Here is a 20219-nt window from a genome sequence, read left to right on the forward strand (position 1 = left end):
TATGAAAAATGCAATCATTGGGTTGATCGTGGTTGTCCTTGGACTTCTTACCATCGTTGCATTTTCAAAAATGTCCAGTACCAGCACCAGAGACACGGAACTTAGTACTTGTGTCTCTGAGGCGGTGAAGAACACGATGGATGGAACTTCGGAATTTCATTCCGACGCAGAAATGGCGCAGGATTTTGAGCGCAATTTAAAAGCAGGAATGAACTCAAAAGGAAAAATAAAAATCATCTATTATGGTGTGGATTATCAGAAAGGGTTGTTAGATGTGGAGGTGGTACAGACCCATCAAATGGATGGGAAAACAAAAACGATGAAATGTCGCAAAACTTCTGTTTTGGAAGAAAAGGAACGGTGATGTAAAGATGAAAGGAAAGAAAAAACAATGGTGGAAACGGCTTTTGTGTATAGTTTTGGGATGTACCATGTTACTTCCGGGGACTGTTCCAGTTCTGGCATACAGTTCCGAAACAGCGGACTGGAAAACTATGAACAAGTCTGGGAAATTTTATTTCCAGATCAAGGGAGACGGGAAAACCAGTAAAGTCTGGATTAATGTAAAACATTCTAAGGATATTGGATGGGACTATTTTACGAATAACTCATCCACATGGACCTGCTCCTTATCTGGAACGAACAACCATAACATCAAGCTGAAGGTAAGCAGTGTAAAAACAAAGCAATCTTCGGACAATGCATATACGGTTTTTGTATTTACTTTGTCTTATACTCAGTCTGCACACTATAAAAAGAGTTCAGCAGACTATGACAAGCCAGACGGACTTAGATTAAACTATCGGGAGTATACAAAGGACGGGGGTGATGGTGACATTACTTCTGACGCTCCTTTGGTTCATAGTAATACAACTAGGAACATTACCATTCAGGTGAACTCCCGCTGTATGGGCATTAATAATACAGACAGCAAAGGTGGAAATAAAAAACTTTATACAGGTTGCGGAACGACGCTTAATTTCACTCGTCCTAATCGAACGGTTACATTTTCTAATGGTTATGGAGGAAATGTAGCAACAAAGACGGTTGCGGATGGGGCTTATGTAACTGCTCCGGGAAATCCTACACGTTATGGTTATAACTTTACAAGCTGGACGGGGACTGTAGGGGCAATCGTCTGTGCGAACCGCACACATACGGCACAATGGACACCATGGCGACACACGGTAGCCTACAACGCCAATGGAGGTACAGGAACGCCGGGAAGCCAGACAAAAACCTATGGACAAAGCCTAAGCATTAGCCAGACAACGCCGATTAGACATGGCTATAACTTTAAGAACTGGAATACGGCTCAGAATGGCACCGGGACAGCCTATGGAAAAAACAGCAACTATGCCCATGACCAGAATGGCGGTACAGTTACATTGTATGCTCAGTGGAATCCATGGAAAGGAACGATTGCGTATAATGCCAATGGTGGCAATGGGGCACCGGGAAATCAGACTAAAATCTATGGACAATCCTTAACTTTAACAGGAAGTGTACCGATTAGGGCTGGTTATGAGTTTGTCTGCTGGAATACAAAACAGGACGGAACGGGAACTTCTTATCTGCCGGGTCAGATATATGGTGGAGAAATAATCAAGGATAATGATACGATTCCTTTATATGCCCAGTGGAAAGAAATCTATCGGGTACAGTATGAATCAGCGGAAGATGCAAAGGGTGATGTCCCAGAGCAAGTACAAACCGTAGAAAAAGACGTAAGGCTTCAGAAAAATAATTTTGAAGTATCAAACGCAAAATTCATGAGTTGGAATCTGTTTAAATCAGGGATAACAAGTCCTAAAAAACATGCAGAAGGTGAGACAATGTCTTATGAACAGTTACGGGAAGAATCTGATAATTCTGTAAAAGGCACGGTAACCCGGATGTATGCAAAAAGTGTTCAGATGTCCAGTCAGCCAGCATCCGTAAAAAGCATGGCAGGAAGTATTCTGCCAACCAATGATTTTACAATGCAGGCTCAATGGGATCGTTTTCCTGAGTTATATCTGAACGATCCTGTTACTGTATTAGAGAATGAAAAAGTAACAGGTAAAGATCTAAGGAAGCTAATTAAAATTTGTACTGATAATGAAGATGGCGATATGTTAGACCATGTAAAACTTATAAAAATAGAATATGACAAATCTTCTATGGGATATCAGCCAGAAACAAAGACTTTTGATAACATACCAGAAACGGAAACCATTGATACTTATTTCAAACATTTGAAGAAAGATGAAATGGTAGATATTCATGTCACCTTCCGGGTAGAAGACAGTGCTGGAAATGTGACAGAGAAAAAAGGAATTGTTCATGTGAAGTATAATCATCCTCCAGTGATCAAGGCTCATGATCTTGGCTATTTTGACCAAGAACTGTCTGATGCAGAAAAAGTATTACAGGAAATTCAAAAGAATCCGGTAGTGACGGATAAGGAAGATGATGAACAAGGTAAAAAGCTGGAAGCTGTAATTTGTGATCCTGAAAAGTTTGGAAAGGAAGAAGTGAAAAATCTTCATCGTGGAACGCAGGCAATCATTTATTCAGCGACAGATTCTTTGGGAAAAACAAGTACCTTGAAGGTACAAGTTTACATTGCTGGAAGTAATCCTTATGAAAATGCACCGTTGAGATATAGCCGATTCATTAGTAAGAAATTTTTGAACACGTTGGATGAAAACAGTCGTTGGAGAACGAAAGAAGAGTACAAAGAAGCCTTGGAGACTTCTTTGAATCGGACAGAACCAGTCATGACAGTGGAGTTTCAGTCAGGAAGTACAAACTAGAAAGATGGGGCGGTAAGTTGCCGTCCCTATTTCTTTTATTTTGAGGAGGAGATTTATGAAAAAAGTAGATCGTAAGAAGTTGAATCGTGTGTTGGATGGTTGTTGTTTTGTAATAGACTGTCTTCTTATTTTTTGTTTTAATTTGGTACAGTTGTTCGGAATGGGAATGTATGCGATTGGTGTTGTGTTTTATTCGGCGCATATATCTTTGTGGGGAATTTTGTTTTTAATATTTAACGTAATTGTCATTTGTGTTATGAGATTTTTTGTGGTTAATTATTTGCCATCAAAAAATCACGAAAATAGAGGAGGAAATATAAAATGAATTATCTTGTATTATTTATCATGATAGTAAGTATTTGTTGTACGATGTATGACTTAATAAAAATTTTTTGTATGTGCTTGAGGCAGTTGTTCATAAAAAAGTATCGAACAGAGAATATAGCAAGCGTGATTTTTAATATGATGATGTATGGAATTTTCCTTTTATTTTTTTCTTTCATATTTTTTTTATTGTTAGTAGGTGAATCAGATTTTTCTTTGGGTGAAAACTTAGTGTCAGCAATACTGGTTACTTATATTTATGTGGGTATTTATCGGACTCTTACTGTTTGTCTTCGACCAAGGGAACAAGAGTTTCATAATTTAAAAGAATTTATGAAAATATTTTTTATTGATTTTATTTATGTGCTTGTAGGATTGAATATAAAATTCCATAAAAAAATATGTTAGCAAAAATTATACTTAGTATTGTATCTCTTAAATCTTTATTTTCTAGTAAAGTATAAGGTTTATGGAAGAGCAGAGCAATAAATAAATGAATAAAAATTTTGATATAGTCACGAAGAAGTAGTATTATAGTCGCAATTTGGAACATAAAGTAAAAAAAACACGCTGGTTGTTGTCTGACCATAAAGTCCAGGAACTTCTTAAGAGTGTGTATATTAAGTGAAGTATAAGACTTAGAAGCAACAAGATAGTCACTATAATTGCTAGGTGCAAATAAGTTTAGACTTCCAATAGTGAGAACTGTAATGGAAAAGAGAAAGTAAAATATTAATTATAAGGTTATTGTTGTATATAAATTGTTTTTTATTTGATAAAAGTGTAGTAAGGAAAAACATAAAACAGTACATAAAACAAAAAAATATAGAAAATTTCTATATTGATTAAACCAAAACATAAGCCTTTGCAAGAATATTACTATGTTTAGTAATTATAGTAGAATAATCGTTGTAAATTGAATTTGAAATATTGACTTGTTGTATTTGTGATTGATTGTTGATAATAGGAAGATCATTGGATAATGATTTAATTTGGATAAATAATTGAATAATAGTAGCTAAACTTCCTAATAAAGTAATTATACTTAAAAATGTATTAAAATAATAAAGATTCATAAAATTTTACTCCTTTTCATATGATGTTAAATTTTTTTGATTTAATTGTCAAGAAAAAGTCTTTAACATGGAATAATGAGAAAAAAATACATTAAATGAAATTCCTTAAATGTTTATATGGATAAATCACTTTAATAAGAGATTTATGACTGAAAAATAATATATAATAGAAGAAAAATATATAAATATAATCATTTAAAAAAGAGAAAATAAGATTGACTTTTTTGTATAAATATGATATAATAAAAACAAAAAAGGAATTTTTTATATGATACAATATAAGATAGATGTAATAAAGGAATTAAAGAGAGTAGGCATTAATACCACAGTAGCAAAGAGGACAGGAGTCTTTAGTCAGGTAACAATGCGTAGATTTAAGGAAGGAAATACCGCAATCTCTATTGGAGCATTAAATCGTTTGTGTTGTATTTTGGAGATGCAACCGAGAGACATTTTAAAGTTTGTAGAAACGGATCAAGACCGAGAACAAATCTTGCAAGTGTTAGAAGAATATCGACAGAAAAGAAAAGGAGAATAAGTATGAAAAGATTAGGGGTATATATGTTAGTTTTGTGTATGTTTTTTTCTGTGTTGGTGCCAGTGCAGGTGAAAGCGAATAATAATGATAGGATAACCGTAAATGGATATAGATATGAAATATTGAATGACCATGAGGTTAAACTATGGGATTATTTTTCAGGAGCCGCAGAACATGGTGATGTTACGAATCCTGATATTCCGTCTGAGATTACTTGCGATAATAAAAAATACAAAGTGGTTGAGTTCTATGATTCTGGTAATGTGAATTTGAGAAAGTTAATTCTGCCAGAAGGTATTAGAAGCATTACATTAAATGAGTTTAAAAGCTTTAAAAACTTAGAAGAACTCCATCTTCCAAGCACGTTGGAAAGCATCAATACCGGGTTTTGTTCTAGCATGGCAAATTTGAAAAAGATTGTTTTTGCCGGACAAGAAGGAGATTATGAAAACAATTTTTATCAATTAAAAGATGGAGTACTGATTGATAAGAAGAATAAAGAATTGCTTTGTTATCCTGCGGCGTCTCCGAAGAGAACGGATTATACTGTGCCAGATGGAATAAAAACTGTTGTAAGTGGATGCTTTGCAAATGTAAAAAATTTAGAGAATATCATGATGTCTTCTACGGTCAAAGAAGTATATGGAGGGGCTTTAACTTCTGCAAATATAAAAAGCATTGATTTTAATAATGTAGAGTCATTTGGTGTATCTTCTCTTTTTCGCTCAGAATGTTTTGACAAGTGCAAGAAGCTAGAAACAGTTAAAATGGGTTCTAAAATGAAAACGGGTGGATCGCCGTTTTATGAAAATGATTCACTTAAGAGAATAGAAGTTGCACAAGGAAATCCATATTTTCATACAGAAGATGGAGTTTTATTTGGCAGGACAGATGGAGGAAAAACACTGATTTGCTATCCGGCAGGAAAAACAGAGGATGAATATGTTATTCCAGAGGATACTCAGGTTTTAATGTCTTATTCTTTTAGTATGTGCAACTTAAAAAAACTTGTGGTTCCTAAAGGAGTATCAAAGATTACAGGAGCATTTAATTATGGAGATGCAGGAGAAAGTAAGAATCCAATAGAAATAGATTTTCTAGGGGATACTTTGCCGCAGATGGGTAAATGGAATTTTCAGGATCTGTACAATGGAAGCAAGCTTTTATTTAAAAATCAGAACCTTGTAGATCAATTTAATCAGGGAAACAAGGAAAATCAATATATTTATGCACAGGATCAAACGAAACAGGTGTCCGTATCTGTTTTGCCAAAAGTTACGGCTGAATCCATAACATTAAACCAACATAAAATTTCCGCAGTGATGGATTATCCAAGGGAAAAGGTATGGCATTTAATTGCACGTGTTAATCCATCGCTTTCTACGGATACTGTGAAGTTTGTAAGTAGTAATCCATCTATTGTGACCGTAGATGATTTTGGCGTTGTGAAAGCTGGTAAAAAATTAGGTAGTGCAACGATAACGGCAACGGCTGGGACAAAACAGGATACTTGTACAGTCATAGTAAAAGGAAATATGAATCATACTAATGGTGAAAGTAATGATATAATAATTTCTGCACAAGAAAAAGGGGGCGAAACAGGAAAGCCAGTAGAAGCGTGGCTTTATGTTTATTATGATCGTGAGCTTTTGGTTGAAGGAAAAGATTATACGGTATCATACCGTAATAACATTGGTGGTAAAAATGGAACCTGTAAGGAATTATCAAGGGAAAAAGTGAATGGCGGTTATTGTATTAAAGGGATGGCAACAGTTATTATCACAGGAATTGGCAATTTTACAGGAAAAGCAGAACAGCAATATGAAATAAGCTGGTGGGAATATACCTCTGGCGGCCAAACTCCACAGCCTACACCATCAACTACGGAACAGACGAAACCAACAGTTTCAACGAAACGTAAGATTACTTATGTGTCAAATCCTACTAATGCTACTTATACAGGCAAGAATATTGTGAAAAGTTTGTCTGTTAAGGCAGGAAAGACAAAGCTAAAATTAAATCGGGATTATACGGTTTCTTACAGCAGGAATAAAAGCTGTGGAAAAGCGAAAATGGCAATTCGGGGAAAAGGAAATTATACTGGAAACTATATTAGATACTTTAAGATTTATCCGAAAAAGGCGAAAATCAAGAAGTTAAAAGCTGGAAAGAAAAAAGTAACAGTATATATTTCTAAAAGTCCTGGCGGTGTGTCTGGCTATCAGGTTCGATATTCATCTTACAAGAACTTTAAGAAGTCGAAGTATAAGACGAGTAGAAAAACTTCTTATACGATAAAGGGCCTGAAAAGAAAGAAAAATTGTTATGTGAAAGTGCGGGCCTATAAAATCATAGATGGAAGGAAATATTATGGGTCTTATAGTAGTTACAAGAAAATTAAGGTAAGATAAGTAATAATATTGAAAATTATGCTTAAATATGTTAAAATCTCCCTAAAGGAGGATAAATAAATGAATCTACTTGCTTTATTGTTAAATGCCGAATATGTAAATATGGGATTGACTCGTATTGTAAAAGAAGACTTTGCTTTTGCGGTATTAACGTTCATAGTAACTTGGGGTAATACACAAAGTTTTAAAACAGCCATTATTGCTGCTATTTGTGTGTTTTTGGTTATGTCAATTCTTTGGTTTATTCCAATAATTAATATCATCATGATTTTTTTCTGTTCATTTGCCTGGGCATTTTGCTGTGGTGGTTTTATTGCAGCATTTGATGTGACTGTTGGAATCATAGTTGGTATTATAACTTTTATTAGTTCCGTATGTTTACATATAGCTTGTATTTTTAGTTAATGAAAGTTTAGGGATTATTAGAAGAGTAATATAAGACATATTTAAATAATAAAAAATACTTAGTTTGCACAAACATGTAAACTAAGTATTTTTTTGCTTAAATTTTTATCTAATGAAAATTATGAATTTAGCAGAATAGCAAAGAAAAGGGAACTTGAAAATTTAAGATTTTCTTTAGATGAAAAAATTAAGAGTGTTTTTTATACTCTAAAATGTCGCCTGGCTGACAGTCTAATAGTTCACAGATTTTGTCGAGTACCTTTGCGCTTATGGGTTTCTTTTCTCTTAGGTATTGAATGGAATTTTCTCCAAGAAGTTTTTCTTTGCGTAATCTATTTGTGTTGTATCCTGCCTTTTTTAAAGCATCTAGTACGTCTATTTTGTAAATTAGCATATGATTTTCTCCAATCTTTTTTTTAATCATACATTGAATATTGTGCAAAAGTCAAGAGGAAATGCACAAAAATCTGTGTAAAAAAGAACGAATAATTACACATAATTTTGTGTAAAATACCAATAGACATTACACAGAAAAAGGTGTAATATATAAATATAAAGAAAAGGAAGTTAAGAACTCCACTTCTTAACTCCCTAATCTTTATAGAAAGGAGGTGATACCCTTGAAAGGATATTACACATCCTTTGGATATATGGGGAACGTAAACGGCATTTACATCTTGTTTGCAACAGAAGCCGAATACATCGAACATATCCAAGGATAACTCCAAGGGGTTTGTCGGATAGCCACCGACCGCCCCATTTCAAATAAAATACATATTAATTGTAATGCTGAGAGACTGAGAAGTCAAGGAGGATACGAAGATGAAAAATTTATTTGAAATAACCGGGGAAGAGTTACGTAAGGAATTAGAAGAAGCGTGGTTAAAGTTTGAAAGTAGTTGTTATTTTAAAATGGACGTATATGGCTCTTTAGAAGACGAATATTGTGATAATCCTCAATTAATTTTAGGTTGTGAATGTAAAGAATCAAGCTATTATTTTTTTCAGATTCTTTGATGTTCTTGGAAGCCCACAAATTCATTGGCATTACATAGATGGTTGGGGAGAAATTACATTGGATCGCCTTGTAGAAAAATTAATGTACATCATTAAAAGATATTATCAATAAAATAATCCGACCGGGAGCGGTTTTTCTCCCGGAGAAAGAAGGAAATAAATGAAGTTAAATGAAATTCTTGAATTAGGAGTGATTAATGATAATACAAAAATATCAATTCGTGATAATAATTTACGTTTGATTACATGGGGGAATTGGTATCAGGATAATATTCTAAAGAAAGGAGAACGTGAGGTTGAAAGTTTTGAATGGCGAAACAATGGGGAGTTTTTTATTAAGTTGAAATAAGAGTGTAGTGTTTTTAGTTGAAACTTGTCCTATCGAGTATACGGGGAGAAAGGGAAAACATGAACTTTAAAAAGATGTTTAGATGATATAGGGATCTTGAAATATGAAAAAGTGAAATAGAAGACAAAAGAAGTGTCAAGGGACAAGGCGAAGCCGATACGCCGTAGGGCAACCCTTGACACTTTGAATAAAATAAACTTTCCCGAAGGGAAGCAACCAGAGAGTTGCTTTCCCTGCCTAACGGCGAGTGTTAATAAGGTTAAGGAACTTAGTTCCTTATAGGGGTATGGGGGCAACGCCACCATGAATTGTAAAGGAGTGATGAGCATGAATGATTATAAAGATATACTTTTTAGCGAGTGTTTGGAAGAGATTGATAATCAAAAAGTTCAATTAACTTCTGACGAATACGAAAAATATGCAGAAGAAGTTGTTTCTGATTTAAAACAAAGGAATAAACTTTCAAATTTACGCACAAATTATGGGGTCGAGTGTAAAAAAGCTGGATGGTATTCTGGCTTTTATACTGCAATACAAATTTTAAGAGAATTATTGATTTACTAAAAAAGGAGATGATTATATGACAACACAGTTTTTAAAAGACGCACTTCCAGCATTTCTTACTGCATTTCTTATGGCATGGGGATATTCAGATATAATTCAAGAAAAACATAAACTATCATTTGATAAAACTTTGATAGTTTATATCGGATTACATATAGCACTTTTTGTTCCGCTTTATTGTCTTTCTGTTTTTCTTAGATGGGCAGAAATTTTACCAAGTTACTAAAGAAATAAATAACAATAATCCCAAAGGTTAAATCTAAAACAATTCTTTTTTTGAGGGGGAATTCTTTATCGTTTATTTTTATCAATAAACGTAGGAGATTAGCACAGTAGGATACACAAAAAATAGAAGCAAATAAACCGGCAGAAACTATAACAAAAGGATAATACAAACCAGTGAAATGAACGGGAACGGAATGGATCATTATTCTTGGACTGTAAAGGGAATTATAGATCAATACAGTTAAAAGGATGATAGAGTTTAGATGAAAAAGGACTGCCCCGCCTGATCCAATTATGATGTAATCGTAATCTTTTGAGAACTGCTCAAGGGCTGTTAGAGCGAAAGTAATGGCATGAGTCACTAATAAAAATGCCCAGATGGTTAAGAGGTCTTTTTGTGAGAGATTAAGTTCTGTAAAAAAATTGATGGTAGATTCAGGCAATATCATCTGAATTTTAGAACTAAGTATGTTTTTAATAGTTGCGGCTTCGTTTTGAAATAAGGTTGTAAATATTAAAATTACAATCATAGCTTGAGGAATTTTATAAATCTGTTTTGTAGACCAATAGCTGATTTTTTCAAGAAAAGTAAACATAGGATTCTCCTTACAAAAGTTTAGTTAAATTATACCAGAAGCTATGGTGAAAGAAAAGTGAACGAATAAAGATGTCTTTTGATACAAAAACAAGAATAGAAAGGTGAGGGTGTTCATTATGGTATTAAAAGAATTAGATCAAGAGTTGGTTAATAAGGCGAATAAAAATAGTTCATCAGGGGAAAGGGGATTTTTATCTGAGTCAGAATACAAAACGTATGTAAAAAAAGTATTATCATGGAAAATATCAGATGAAAGAAAAGAAAAAATTCTAAATGAACTATATAAAAAATGGAATGAAAAGCTGAAATATGAAGCACAGCATATATCCAAGAAGGTTGCCGGGCCTGCAAGATATAATGCAAAGCGGATGGATAAATCGGATAAGATTTTTAAGTGTGCTTTAAACATAGCTTACTGGTTTGAGGATGTAGAGAAACAGGTAAGAGATGCTCAAAGGAAAGAAAATGAGGATGTAATTGAACTATATGAAAAAATTAAATTTTGCAGGAAGAATGATTCGTCTTATAATCCTGCAAAAGATTTAGAAAAGTTGGCGTATCGTGAAAATAAGCTGTTTATAAGGCTGTATAAGAGGTTTTATAAACAATATCAATGGAGAAAAAACAGTAACGTGGCTAAATTATATGAGAAATCTCTTGCCGGAGAAATTAAGGAGATTAGAAAAGAGATTTTCTATGAGGATGCTAATATTACTGCTTACACGGAAGGAGATCGGGCATACATAAAGTTTTTAATGTGTCCAAAACGTCAGCTGGTTCTTGCGTTAGGACATCATGGTTGGTGGTGGAATAGCCATCAAAGAGCATGGAGTACCTATACAGAGAAGTTGGACGAAAAATGGGTATCGACAATTAGTACTCGATATGCGCCCTATGTTTAATTTGGGAATAAATGAATATGAATCAATCGAATCTGATTGGGAGAGAGGTTCTTCTGATCAGAAATGTTACTTTGTAAGTTTTTAAATTGTCATATGGAAACAAATATGGGGGAGAGTATTTTCTCTCTCCTTTGTTACATTAGAAAATAGTAGTTAGGCAGGAAATTCTTTGCCAAAAATAATTGGTCAGTGATACAATATTTTTGGGGAAAAGGGGGATATTATGCTTGATTATGCAAGTAACATTGGGGATTTTAGAAAGAACAAACATCTATCGCCAATCGAACGTGGGCAGATAGCGGCCTTGCATGCACAAGGGTATACGCCGTATAGGATAGGAAAATTATTAGGTCGTGCAAGTAATACAATAAGAAATGAGTTAAAAAGAGGTTCTACAATAAGCGTGGATAAGGGAAACTATAAAAAAATACGATATTTCCCTGAGCGTGGACAAATAGCATATGAAAATAATAGAAAGCGTTGTAGACAAGATTACAAGGCGTTTAAGTGCGAAAAATTTATTAAATATGTAGAGAGTAAGGTATTAGAAGAAAAACGCTCGTTAGATTCTATTTATGGTCGTGTACTGAAACAAGGGTATTTTAAAAAGGAAGAAGTAGTGTGCACAAAAACGCTCTACAATTATGTAGAAGCAGGTGTTATAAAAGTTAAAAATATTGATTTGCCAGAAAAAGTGAAACGACGCACAAAAAAGAAGACCTATTCAAAGCGTTATAAACGAACGGATGGGAGAAGTATAGAAGAAAGAGCAGAACAGATTAATAATAGAGAAGAGTTTGGACATTGGGAGATTGACCTGGTGATCGGAAAGAAAGATAAAGAGGACAATGTTCTGTTGACTCTTACAGAGCGGAAAACACGAAAAGAAATTATACGTAAGATTGAGGGCAAGACCATAGAAGCCGTACAAGAGTGTTTGGATCAGATTATAAAAGAGGTTCCTAGGGAAGCACTGAAAAGTATTACGTCTGATAATGGACAAGAATTTGCACGTTTATATAATATAGAAGAAAAGGGGATTAAGGTGTACTATGCGCATCCTTATTCCTCTTATGAAAGAGGGCAAAATGAGAATACAAATGGTATTATTCGCCGCTTTATTCCGAAGGGAATGGAAATCAAAAAATTTAGTGATGAGAAATTAAAGAAGATTGAGAAGTGGATCAATACGATGCCACGGAGAAATCTGGGATATTCTACGGCAGAGGAATTGTATCAGGAGGAGGTGGAGAATCTCGAGATATGTGCATAATGTATATATCTTGCGTTTGTATTTGTTAAAAGTAACTAAAATGAAGAAAAATGCAAAATAGTTCAATTTGGTATTGCAATCCGCCAAATTTAAAAAAATGTATAGGAGGGGTTGACAACAAAATTTAAAAGTGATAACTTATGTTATAGATATTAGCACTCGTCTAAGTTGAGTGCTAATAATGAAAGGAAAGATACCATGGATTTAAATGATCGTAAAAGATTAATATTAAAAGCGATTATAGCCAATTATCTGGAGACCGGGGAACCTGTTGGTTCCAGGACCATCTCCAAGATGGAGGGACTGAATCTGAGTTCAGCCACGATCCGCAATGAGATGGCGGACTTGGAGGATCTGGGGTTCATTCTGCAGCCACATACTTCTGCCGGGCGTATCCCATCTGACATGGGATATCGATTTTATGTGGATCAGCTGATGCAGGACAGAGAGTCGGACGAAGAAGAACGGCTCGAACTTGTGCAGAAGGTCGACAAGATGGAAGTGATGTTAAAGCAGGTTGCCAATGTCCTGGCGTCCAGTACAAATTATGCTACAATGGTATCTGCCCCTCAGTACAAGAACACAAAACTCAAGTTTGTGCAGCTTTCCCAAGTAGATGATTATAGTCTGCTGGCGGTCATCGTGGCAGACGGCAATATTGTGAAAAACCAGATCATCGACGTGGAAAAACCACTGGCAAATGACGAAGTCCTAAAGCTGAACGTATTGCTCAATTCTTTTCTGCAGGGTCTGACACTGAAGGAGATCAATCTGGAACTGATCCAGACCATGAATGAGCAGGCAGGGATTCACAGCAAGATCCTGGAAAAGATCCTGGAGGAGATCGCAGTTGTTATACACAATGCGGACCAGCTGGAGATTTATACGGGAGGCGCTTCTAATATCCTGAAGTATCCGGAACTTGGCGCGCCGGAGACGGCCACTGAACTTTTGGACGCTTTAGTAGAGAAGAAGGCACTGAACAAGCTGGTGGATGATACATTGGGAAGTGATGACCACCACGGAATCCAGGTCTACATCGGAGATGAAGCTCCGGTGAAGAATATGAGTGACTGTAGTATTGTGACAGCCACTTATGAACTGGAGGAAGGCGGAACCGGAACAATCGGGATCATTGGTCCCAAACGGATGGATTATAAGCGGGTGGTAAAAACCCTGGAGAATCTTACCGATGAGATCAACGGCCTATTTAAGAAAAAACCATAGGAGGGAAGGTGCATTATGGGAGAAGAGAATAAGGTTCAGGAAGAAGAAATGAAGGAAGATAAAAACGTACAGCAAAAAGAAGAACCAAAGAAAAAAGATACAAAAAAGGCAGATAAGAAGCAGTCAAAAAAGCAGGCGGCAGAAGATTTGATGAAAGAAAAAGACCAACAGATCGGTGAGCTGACTGATAAGTACCAGCGCCTGATGGCAGAGTTTGAGAACGTCAGAAAACGGACGGCAAAAGAGTTTGTCCAGAGATATGACATGGGTGCCATGGGAGTTTTAGAAAAGCTTCTGCCGGTGGTAGACAACTTTGAACGCGGACTTCAGGCTGTCGCGGAAGACGAAAAGGATACCCCGTTTGTTCAGGGAATTGAACAGATCTATAAGCAGCTCATGGGAACTCTTGATGAACTGGGAGTGAAAGCCATGGACGCAGAGGGCAAAGAATTTGACGCGAATCTCCACAATGCGGTTATGCACGTGGAAGATGAAGAAGCCGGAGAAAATGTCGTGGTTGAAGAACTGCAAAAAGGATATATGTATAAGGAAAGCGTGCTTAGGCACAGTATGGTAAAAGTAGCGAACTAAATGTAAGAAACTTGAGAAGATCAAGCGAAAGCATTGGAAATATAGAAAGATTTATTTTAGGAGGAAATTTATCATGGGTAAAATTATTGGTATTGATTTAGGAACAACAAACAGCTGTGTAGCAGTTATGGAAGGTGGAAAACCAACCGTTATCACAAACGCGGAAGGTGTGAGGACAACACCGTCTGTTGTGGCATTCACAAAGACAGATGAGCGTATCGTGGGAGAACCGGCAAAACGCCAGGCAGTTACAAATGCAGAGAAGACCATCTCTTCCATCAAACGCCACATGGGAACGGACTACAAAGTAACCATTGACGGAAAGAACTATACACCGCAGGAAATTTCAGCTATGGTGCTTCAGAAACTGAAAGCAGACGCTGAAAACTATCTTGGAGAAAAAGTAACAGAAGCAGTCATCACAGTACCAGCTTACTTTAACGATGCCCAGAGACAGGCAACAAAGGATGCAGGTAAGATCGCAGGACTTGATGTAAAACGTATCATCAACGAGCCTACCGCAGCTGCTTTATCTTACGGACTGGACAATGAAAACGAGCAGAAGATCATGGTTTATGACTTAGGAGGCGGTACCTTCGACGTATCCATCATCGAGATCGGTGACGGTGTCATCGAAGTTCTCTCCACAGCCGGTGATAACAAATTAGGCGGAGATGACTTCGACAATGTGATCACAAACTACATGTTAGACGAATTTAAGAAACAGGAAGGCGTTGATCTCTCAGGAGACAAAATGGCAATGCAGAGACTGAAAGAAGCTGCTGAGAAAGCAAAAAAAGAACTTTCTTCCGCAACTACTACAAACATTAACCTTCCATTTATCACAGCCACAAACGAAGGACCAAAACACTTTGACATGAACCTTACAAGAGCTAAGTTTGATGAACTTACAGCATCTCTTGTCGAGAGAACAGCAACCCCTGTCAACACAGCGTTAAAGGATGCAGGAATTGCCGCTTCTGAACTAGGTAAAGTTCTTCTGGTAGGTGGATCTACAAGAATCCCTGCGGTACAGGATAAGGTAAAACAGCTGACAGGAAAAGAACCGTTTAAGGGAATCAATCCGGATGAGTGTGTTGCCATCGGTGCATCTATCCAGGGTGGAAAGTTAGCCGGAGACGCCGGAGCAGGCGATATCCTTCTTCTGGACGTAACTCCATTGTCCCTGTCTATCGAGACTATGGGCGGCGTGGCAACCAGACTGATCGAGAGAAATACAACGATCCCGACAAAGAAGAGCCAGATCTTCTCCACAGCCGAAGACAACCAGACAGCAGTAGATATCAACGTTGTACAGGGTGAGCGCCAGTTTGCCAAAGATAACAAGTCTTTAGGAAGATTCCGTCTGGATGGTATCGCACCTGCAAGAAGAGGTGTACCTCAGATTGAAGTAACCTTTGACATCGATGCCAACGGTATCGTAAAAGTTTCTGCCAAAGACCTTGGAACTGGTGCAGAACAGCACATCACCATCACTGGCGGATCCAACATGTCTGACGAAGACATCGATAAGGCAGTCAAAGAAGCAGCAGAATTCGAAAACCAGGATAAGAAGAGAAAAGAAGCCATCGACACCAGAAACGAAGCTGACTCTATGGTATTCCAGACGGAAAAAGCCCTGGAAGAAGCCGGAGACAAAGTCGATGCTACAGAAAAAGTAAAAGTAGAAGAAGATTTAAAAGCATTAAAAGACCTGTTAGAGCAGACAAAAGACGCTGAACTGACAGACGCTCAGGTAGAAGACTTGAAGAACAAAAAAGATCAGCTCATGAACAGTGCACAGGGATTATTCACCAAGATGTACGAAGCTGCCGCAGCCAATGCCCAGGGAGCTCAGGAGACTGCAGGGGACGCTGCCGGAGCAGCAGGTGCAGCAGATGATGTCGTAGATGGAGATTACAAAGAAGTATAAGGAAAAAAGAAGGTAGACGATTATGGCAGATAAACGAGATTACTATGAAGTGCTGGGCGTGAGCCGCAGCGCCTCAGAATCAGAAATAAAGAAAGCCTACCGTAAACTTGCGAAACAGTATCATCCAGATACGAACCCGGGAGATAAAGTAGCCGAGGCAAAGTTCAAAGAAGCTTCCGAGGCCTATGAAGTCTTAAGTGATCCTGAAAAAAAAGCGCAGTATGACCAGTTTGGTCATGCTGCCTTTGAGCAGGGCGGACCCGGAGGATTTAATGGAGGATTCGGCGGTTTTGATTTCGGCGGGGATATGGGTGATATTTTCGGAGATATCTTCGGCGGTATGTTCGGCGGAGGCGGAAGAAGCCAGCGCGCGGCCAATACTCCGACCCAGGGTGCTCATGTGCGGGCAAGGATCCATGTGACTTTTGAGGAAGCGGTCTTCGGAACCACAAAAAAACTGGAAATCTCTCTGAAAGAGGAATGTGCTTCCTGTCACGGAAGCGGTGCCAAAGCGGGCACGCAGCCGGAAACCTGTCCGAAGTGCGGCGGTAAAGGCCAGGTAGTGTATACTCAGCAGTCCATGTTTGGCACGGTGAGAAATGTCCAGACCTGTCCGGACTGTCACGGAACCGGCCAGGTCATCAAGGAAAAATGCCCGGACTGTCACGGAACTGGTTACACGAGCCAGAGAAAGACCATCGAGGTCACAGTGCCTGCCGGTATCAACAATGGACAGAGCATCAGGATTCGGGGAAAAGGAGAGCCTGGAACTCATGGCGGCCCAAGAGGAGATCTTCTTGTGGTTGTTTCTGTGGACCGGCATCCGAAGTTCCAGAGACAGGAATACGATATTATTTCCACGGAGCCGATTTCCTTTACCCAGGCAGCTTTGGGGGCAACCATCAAGATCAATACGGTAGACGGTCCTTATGATTATACAATCAAAGCGGGAACCCAGACAGATACACGTGTGCGCCTGAAAGGAAAAGGTGTGCCGACTTTAAGGAATAAAAACGTCCGCGGTGACCACTATGTGACCTTAGTTGTCCAGGTGCCGGAGCATCTCAACGAAGAACAGAAGGATGCTTTGAAGAAGTTCCAAGAATCTATGGGTGAGACACCGAAAAAAGAAGAACATAAAGGATTTTTTGGGAAACATAAAAAATAGATTATGCAGGATTATGATTGAAACAACATCATAGTCCTGCATTTTTTATTCTATAGGAAAGTTCTGCGAACCTCCCTATGGAATAAAAAAGCCCTGCGGGCATTATGCACACAAATGCGTGAGGAAACTATTTGACTACGTCAAATCGCATTTGGCGCGCAAAGGTGCCCAGCCCCTCAAAGAGTGAGGGGTTGGGGAGATGAAGTGGGCTTGCCCACTTTGTTCTTACCTGTTAATGTTCTCTCTGGCCAGGCAGTTGATAAATTCAGAAGGGGTACGCGCAGAGACAAGCTGTTTGATATTCTGCGGGTTTTCCAGGACACGCACGATCCCGTCGTACAGTTCCATAAATTTTTTCCGGTCTTCCTGATGGACTGCGATCATCATAACGATATGGATCATGTGCTCGTCCCATGGAATACCTTTTTCGCTGGTGAGAATACAGACCATTGTCCTGCTTGCGTTCATATGGAGTGAATGGGGCACTGCAAAAGCATCCAAGAAACAGGTGGATGACAAACGTTCCCGTTCGAGAACAGAGTCGATAAAATCATCTCCCGCAATTCCAAAGTCAACGATCTTTTCTCCAAGAAAGCGGATCACATTTTCTTTTGCAGAAAATTCAAGATTCTGAAAAAACAGAGGAATTAATTTTAGGAGTATGAATGCGCAGAGAGTATTTGATGAGGTGCTGGAACTATTAAAGTAGAAATAAACCAAACCCTGGAGAGAAGTTTTTTCTCCAGGGTTTTATAAGTGCTTATAAAAGATGTTCCAGCGTATGTGCAATGCCGTCTTCATTATTGCCGAGTGTCACTTCATCAGCAATCTCTTTCAGAGCATCACAGGCATTTCCCATCGCCACTCCATGGCCTGCAAATTCTATCATTTCCAGGTCGTTCTCCGCATCTCCGAAGGCCATCACTTCCTCGGGAGAGATTTGAAGGAGCCCACAGGTACGCCTGAGACCTTCTGCCTTATTGATCCCTTTGGGCATGGCCTCTATGTAAAATGGTGCTGTCCTGACGAAAACAAGGTCGTCTTCAAAGGGTTTTCCAATCTCCGAAAGAACCTGCCAGAGCTGATCCGGCTGCACGGACATTAAGATCTTGACCAGATCAAAGTCGAGGAAATCAGCCAATGAAGGGACTTCTGTACATTCCATCTGATTGTTCCAGCACTCATGCTGGACTTTGTAGCCATTCTTGTCCGTAACATAAAAGCGTTCGCCGTCATCGATGATAGGTACCACCGGATAGTGTTCCAAGTGCCGCAGGACTTCCTTGGCGAAATCACAGGGGAAGGACTGCTGGTGGAGCACTGTCTTGTCATCGGCTCTAAGGATCTTTCCGCCGTTGTAGGCGATCAGCATTCCGTGGTATTTTTCCATCTCTAATATACGCATTTCTTTGTAAAGGCCCGGAACCGGACGGGCAGAACAGAGGGCTACGGTAATGCCCTGTCTCTGTGCGGCAAGCAGGGCATCTCTGGTTTTTGGAGTGACCGTTTTTTCATCGGTGTTTAAGGTTCCGTCTAAATCCAGGGCGATCAGTTTATATTTCATAAGTAGGTACCATCCTTTCTGTATGTAAATGATAGTCAAAAAATATTATAACATTAAGAGGGGCTGATTGAATATATAGATAAAAATTTATTATGTTATGATAAAAAACTATAATTATGAATAATTATAGTACAGCAGTATAATAGAAGTAATGAAACCTGGAGATCTTAGATTAGGCTACACAGAGTATAAAATGGAGGGATGAGAAGATGGAGTATTCACTTGACATTGCCCAGGCTGACCGGGTGTTGGAAGCGCTTCGCAGAGACTACCGCGTCTATGCCCCGAAACGTTTTCCAAAACAGGGGCGTTATTCTGACACGGATATCATACGCTACGATGAGGTAAGGAAATTTGAAGAAATTGTCTGGAAGGAAAAGTCAGATTATCCGATGAAAGAGGTTGTAATGCCGATTCAGCAGACACTTTTCTATTACACAGAGGATGAGTACAGAACAAGCAAGAATCCTGTAAAGCCTGTTTTAATCCTGGCCAGACCGTGTGATATCAATGCCCAGCATATCCAGGATGAAATATATGCAGGCAACGGAGGCTATACGGATTATTATTATGAGCGTATGCGCGGCCTTGTAAAGTTTGCCATGATGGAATGTACCGGCGGGGATGATACCTGTTTCTGTGTTTCTATGGGAAGCAATAAAACCGATGATTATTCCATGGCAGTCCGGTTCCGGGAGGACGGGGCCGATGTGCAGATCAAGGAGGATTCGTTCGATACATATTTTGAAGGAATGCCAAAAGGCAGCTATACCCCTGCTTTTGTGGAAGAAAATGAAACAAAAGTTACCATCCCTGACCTTTCTGACAAACAAGTGCGGCTGGCCCTTAAAAAGCATCCTATGTGGAGAGAATTCGACAAAAGGTGTATCTCCTGCGGCAGCTGTACGGTGGCCTGTTCTACCTGCACCTGTTTTTCCACGCGGGATCTGAGCTATGGAGATAATCCGGAGGCTGGCGAACGGCGCAGAGTGACCGCATCCTGCCAGATCGCAGGATTTGATCAGATGGCAGGCCAGAGAGAGTTTCGTGACACCGCAGGCGACAGGATGCGCTACAAGATCCTCCATAAGTTCCATGACTATAAAGCACGTTTCAAGACCAGGCACATGTGTGTGGGATGCGGCAGGTGTGCCCACCGCTGTCCGGAGCTGATCTCTATTTCAGCGACTGTTTCCAAGGTGAATGATGCGGTAAACGAGATAAAAGCCGAGATGGCACAGCAAGGGAGGTAAAGG

23 protein-coding genes are annotated in these 20219 nt (G+C 38.6%); 18 read left to right on the forward strand and 5 right to left on the reverse strand.

Annotated features, from left to right (window positions below; genetic code table 11):
• The first annotated feature begins 1 nt into the window (after nt 1).
• The 4 genes from AR1Y2_RS07430 to AR1Y2_RS07445 are packed head-to-tail and all read left to right on the forward strand — an operon-like array spanning nt 2 to nt 3530.
• Nucleotides 2-364 (forward strand): hypothetical protein, encoded by a 363-nt coding sequence (locus tag AR1Y2_RS07430; RefSeq protein ID WP_022261448.1) that lies wholly within the window; start codon nt 2-4, stop codon nt 362-364.
• Nucleotides 365-371: 7 nt separating this feature from the next.
• Nucleotides 372-2798 carry an InlB B-repeat-containing protein gene (locus AR1Y2_RS07435; RefSeq protein WP_137328389.1) on the forward strand — a complete coding sequence of 809 codons (2427 nt, stop codon included), beginning with the start codon at nt 372-374 and terminating at the stop codon, nt 2796-2798.
• 55 nt (nt 2799-2853) lie between these two features.
• Nucleotides 2854-3123: a hypothetical protein gene (locus AR1Y2_RS07440; RefSeq protein ID WP_022261450.1), complete on the forward strand. Its 270-nt coding sequence runs from the start codon at nt 2854-2856 to the stop codon at nt 3121-3123.
• Entirely contained in the window at nt 3120-3530 is a 411-nt protein-coding gene (locus AR1Y2_RS07445) for a hypothetical protein (RefSeq protein ID WP_022261451.1), read from the forward strand. Before AR1Y2_RS07440 ends, AR1Y2_RS07445 begins: the two co-directional genes overlap by 4 nt.
• 437 nt (nt 3531-3967) lie before the next feature.
• Here AR1Y2_RS07445 and AR1Y2_RS07450 read toward each other — a convergent pair whose 3' ends face one another.
• Nucleotides 3968-4198 (reverse strand): hypothetical protein, encoded by a 231-nt coding sequence (locus tag AR1Y2_RS07450; RefSeq protein ID WP_022261452.1) that lies wholly within the window; start codon nt 4196-4198, stop codon nt 3968-3970.
• 268 nt (nt 4199-4466) lie between these two features.
• Here AR1Y2_RS07450 and AR1Y2_RS07455 point away from each other — a divergent pair, with 268 nt between their 5' ends.
• From AR1Y2_RS07455 to AR1Y2_RS07465, 3 genes are read left to right on the forward strand one after another with little or no spacing between them, the layout of a single operon-like run.
• Nucleotides 4467-4736: a helix-turn-helix domain-containing protein gene (locus tag AR1Y2_RS07455; RefSeq protein WP_022261453.1), complete on the forward strand. Its 270-nt coding sequence runs from the start codon at nt 4467-4469 to the stop codon at nt 4734-4736.
• A 2-nt stretch (nt 4737-4738) separates the two neighbouring features.
• On the forward strand, nt 4739-7147 hold the full coding sequence (locus AR1Y2_RS07460) for a leucine-rich repeat protein (protein ID WP_022261454.1): 2409 nt from the start codon (nt 4739-4741) through the stop codon (nt 7145-7147).
• A gap of 60 nt (nt 7148-7207) precedes the next feature.
• Complete coding sequence (locus AR1Y2_RS07465; protein WP_022261455.1) at nt 7208-7552, forward strand: hypothetical protein; 345 nt, start codon at nt 7208-7210, stop codon at nt 7550-7552.
• Nucleotides 7553-7739: 187 nt separating this feature from the next.
• Here the strand turns inward: AR1Y2_RS07465 and AR1Y2_RS07470 are convergent, their stop codons facing one another.
• Nucleotides 7740-7946 (reverse strand): helix-turn-helix domain-containing protein, encoded by a 207-nt coding sequence (locus tag AR1Y2_RS07470; protein ID WP_022261456.1) that lies wholly within the window; start codon nt 7944-7946, stop codon nt 7740-7742.
• A 428-nt stretch (nt 7947-8374) separates the two neighbouring features.
• Here AR1Y2_RS07470 and AR1Y2_RS07475 point away from each other — a divergent pair, with 428 nt between their 5' ends.
• The 4 genes from AR1Y2_RS07475 to AR1Y2_RS07490 all read left to right on the forward strand — a co-directional run bounded on the left by AR1Y2_RS07475 (nt 8375) and on the right by AR1Y2_RS07490 (nt 9708).
• On the forward strand, nt 8375-8569 hold the full coding sequence (locus tag AR1Y2_RS07475) for a hypothetical protein (RefSeq protein ID WP_022261457.1): 195 nt from the start codon (nt 8375-8377) through the stop codon (nt 8567-8569).
• A 160-nt stretch (nt 8570-8729) separates the two neighbouring features.
• Entirely contained in the window at nt 8730-8918 is a 189-nt protein-coding gene (locus AR1Y2_RS07480) for a hypothetical protein (RefSeq protein ID WP_022261458.1), read from the forward strand.
• 327 nt (nt 8919-9245) lie between these two features.
• A complete protein-coding gene (locus tag AR1Y2_RS07485) occupies nt 9246-9482 on the forward strand; it encodes a hypothetical protein (RefSeq protein ID WP_022261459.1) in 237 nt (78 codons plus the stop codon).
• 16 nt (nt 9483-9498) lie between these two features.
• Nucleotides 9499-9708 carry a hypothetical protein gene (locus AR1Y2_RS07490; RefSeq protein ID WP_022261460.1) on the forward strand — a complete coding sequence of 70 codons (210 nt, stop codon included), beginning with the start codon at nt 9499-9501 and terminating at the stop codon, nt 9706-9708.
• Here the strand turns inward: AR1Y2_RS07490 and AR1Y2_RS07495 are convergent.
• A complete protein-coding gene (locus tag AR1Y2_RS07495) occupies nt 9677-10303 on the reverse strand; it encodes a hypothetical protein (RefSeq protein ID WP_022261461.1) in 627 nt (208 codons plus the stop codon). The genes AR1Y2_RS07490 and AR1Y2_RS07495 overlap by 32 nt on opposite strands.
• A gap of 118 nt (nt 10304-10421) precedes the next feature.
• Here AR1Y2_RS07495 and AR1Y2_RS07500 point away from each other — a divergent pair, with 118 nt between their 5' ends.
• The 6 genes from AR1Y2_RS07500 (at nt 10422) to dnaJ (ending at nt 17399) form a co-directional block, all read left to right on the forward strand.
• Nucleotides 10422-11207 carry a hypothetical protein gene (locus tag AR1Y2_RS07500; protein WP_022261462.1) on the forward strand — a complete coding sequence of 262 codons (786 nt, stop codon included), beginning with the start codon at nt 10422-10424 and terminating at the stop codon, nt 11205-11207.
• A gap of 223 nt (nt 11208-11430) precedes the next feature.
• The gene (locus AR1Y2_RS07505) at nt 11431-12480 is read left to right on the forward strand and encodes an IS30 family transposase (RefSeq protein ID WP_022261463.1); all 1050 of its coding nucleotides are present in this window, start codon (nt 11431-11433) and stop codon (nt 12478-12480) included.
• 198 nt (nt 12481-12678) lie between these two features.
• The gene (gene hrcA, locus AR1Y2_RS07510) at nt 12679-13707 is read left to right on the forward strand and encodes a heat-inducible transcriptional repressor HrcA (protein ID WP_137328390.1); all 1029 of its coding nucleotides are present in this window, start codon (nt 12679-12681) and stop codon (nt 13705-13707) included.
• Nucleotides 13708-13722: 15 nt separating this feature from the next.
• The gene (grpE, locus tag AR1Y2_RS07515) at nt 13723-14298 is read left to right on the forward strand and encodes a nucleotide exchange factor GrpE (RefSeq protein ID WP_137328391.1); all 576 of its coding nucleotides are present in this window, start codon (nt 13723-13725) and stop codon (nt 14296-14298) included.
• A 73-nt stretch (nt 14299-14371) separates the two neighbouring features.
• Nucleotides 14372-16231 (forward strand): molecular chaperone DnaK, encoded by a 1860-nt coding sequence (dnaK, locus tag AR1Y2_RS07520; RefSeq protein WP_137328392.1) that lies wholly within the window; start codon nt 14372-14374, stop codon nt 16229-16231.
• 22 nt (nt 16232-16253) lie between these two features.
• Entirely contained in the window at nt 16254-17399 is a 1146-nt protein-coding gene (gene dnaJ, locus AR1Y2_RS07525; RefSeq protein ID WP_137328393.1) for a molecular chaperone DnaJ, read from the forward strand.
• 225 nt (nt 17400-17624) lie between these two features.
• Here dnaJ and AR1Y2_RS07530 read toward each other — a convergent pair whose 3' ends face one another.
• Together AR1Y2_RS07530 and AR1Y2_RS07535 are read right to left on the reverse strand one after the other, a co-directional pair.
• A complete protein-coding gene (locus tag AR1Y2_RS07530; protein ID WP_175403610.1) occupies nt 17625-18002 on the reverse strand; it encodes a PTS sugar transporter subunit IIA in 378 nt (125 codons plus the stop codon).
• A gap of 157 nt (nt 18003-18159) precedes the next feature.
• Nucleotides 18160-18963, reverse strand: coding sequence for a Cof-type HAD-IIB family hydrolase (locus tag AR1Y2_RS07535; RefSeq protein WP_137328395.1), 804 nt, complete (start codon nt 18961-18963; stop codon nt 18160-18162).
• A 209-nt stretch (nt 18964-19172) separates the two neighbouring features.
• Here AR1Y2_RS07535 and asrA point away from each other — a divergent pair, with 209 nt between their 5' ends.
• Nucleotides 19173-20216, forward strand: a complete 1044-nt coding sequence (asrA, locus tag AR1Y2_RS07540) for an anaerobic sulfite reductase subunit AsrA (protein ID WP_137328396.1) — start codon at nt 19173-19175, stop codon at nt 20214-20216.
• Nucleotides 20217-20219: the final 3 nt, after the last annotated feature.

Origin of the sequence: Anaerostipes rhamnosivorans, from assembly GCF_005280655.1 — a bacterium.
Lineage (GTDB): Bacteria > Bacillota > Clostridia > Lachnospirales > Lachnospiraceae > Anaerostipes > Anaerostipes rhamnosivorans.

Excerpts from the sequence above, each read along its gene's own strand:
- AR1Y2_RS07430 (WP_022261448.1), top strand. The coding sequence starts at position 2 with ATGAAAAATGCAATCATTGGGTTGATCGTGGTTGTCCTTGGACTTCTT.
- AR1Y2_RS07435 (WP_137328389.1), top strand. The coding sequence starts at position 372 with ATGAAAGGAAAGAAAAAACAATGGTGGAAACGGCTTTTGTGTATAGTT.
- AR1Y2_RS07440 (WP_022261450.1), top strand. The coding sequence starts at position 2,854 with ATGAAAAAAGTAGATCGTAAGAAGTTGAATCGTGTGTTGGATGGTTGT.
- AR1Y2_RS07445 (WP_022261451.1), top strand. The coding sequence starts at position 3,120 with ATGAATTATCTTGTATTATTTATCATGATAGTAAGTATTTGTTGTACG.
- AR1Y2_RS07450 (WP_022261452.1), bottom strand. The coding sequence starts at position 4,198 with ATGAATCTTTATTATTTTAATACATTTTTAAGTATAATTACTTTATTA.
- AR1Y2_RS07455 (WP_022261453.1), top strand. The coding sequence starts at position 4,467 with ATGATACAATATAAGATAGATGTAATAAAGGAATTAAAGAGAGTAGGC.
- AR1Y2_RS07460 (WP_022261454.1), top strand. The coding sequence starts at position 4,739 with ATGAAAAGATTAGGGGTATATATGTTAGTTTTGTGTATGTTTTTTTCT.
- AR1Y2_RS07465 (WP_022261455.1), top strand. The coding sequence starts at position 7,208 with ATGAATCTACTTGCTTTATTGTTAAATGCCGAATATGTAAATATGGGA.
- AR1Y2_RS07470 (WP_022261456.1), bottom strand. The coding sequence starts at position 7,946 with ATGCTAATTTACAAAATAGACGTACTAGATGCTTTAAAAAAGGCAGGA.
- AR1Y2_RS07475 (WP_022261457.1), top strand. The coding sequence starts at position 8,375 with ATGAAAAATTTATTTGAAATAACCGGGGAAGAGTTACGTAAGGAATTA.
- AR1Y2_RS07480 (WP_022261458.1), top strand. The coding sequence starts at position 8,730 with ATGAAGTTAAATGAAATTCTTGAATTAGGAGTGATTAATGATAATACA.
- AR1Y2_RS07485 (WP_022261459.1), top strand. The coding sequence starts at position 9,246 with ATGAATGATTATAAAGATATACTTTTTAGCGAGTGTTTGGAAGAGATT.
- AR1Y2_RS07490 (WP_022261460.1), top strand. The coding sequence starts at position 9,499 with ATGACAACACAGTTTTTAAAAGACGCACTTCCAGCATTTCTTACTGCA.
- AR1Y2_RS07495 (WP_022261461.1), bottom strand. The coding sequence starts at position 10,303 with ATGTTTACTTTTCTTGAAAAAATCAGCTATTGGTCTACAAAACAGATT.
- AR1Y2_RS07500 (WP_022261462.1), top strand. The coding sequence starts at position 10,422 with ATGGTATTAAAAGAATTAGATCAAGAGTTGGTTAATAAGGCGAATAAA.
- AR1Y2_RS07505 (WP_022261463.1), top strand. The coding sequence starts at position 11,431 with ATGCTTGATTATGCAAGTAACATTGGGGATTTTAGAAAGAACAAACAT.
- hrcA (WP_137328390.1), top strand. The coding sequence starts at position 12,679 with ATGGATTTAAATGATCGTAAAAGATTAATATTAAAAGCGATTATAGCC.
- grpE (WP_137328391.1), top strand. The coding sequence starts at position 13,723 with ATGGGAGAAGAGAATAAGGTTCAGGAAGAAGAAATGAAGGAAGATAAA.
- dnaK (WP_137328392.1), top strand. The coding sequence starts at position 14,372 with ATGGGTAAAATTATTGGTATTGATTTAGGAACAACAAACAGCTGTGTA.
- dnaJ (WP_137328393.1), top strand. The coding sequence starts at position 16,254 with ATGGCAGATAAACGAGATTACTATGAAGTGCTGGGCGTGAGCCGCAGC.
- AR1Y2_RS07535 (WP_137328395.1), bottom strand. The coding sequence starts at position 18,963 with ATGAAATATAAACTGATCGCCCTGGATTTAGACGGAACCTTAAACACC.
- asrA (WP_137328396.1), top strand. The coding sequence starts at position 19,173 with ATGGAGTATTCACTTGACATTGCCCAGGCTGACCGGGTGTTGGAAGCG.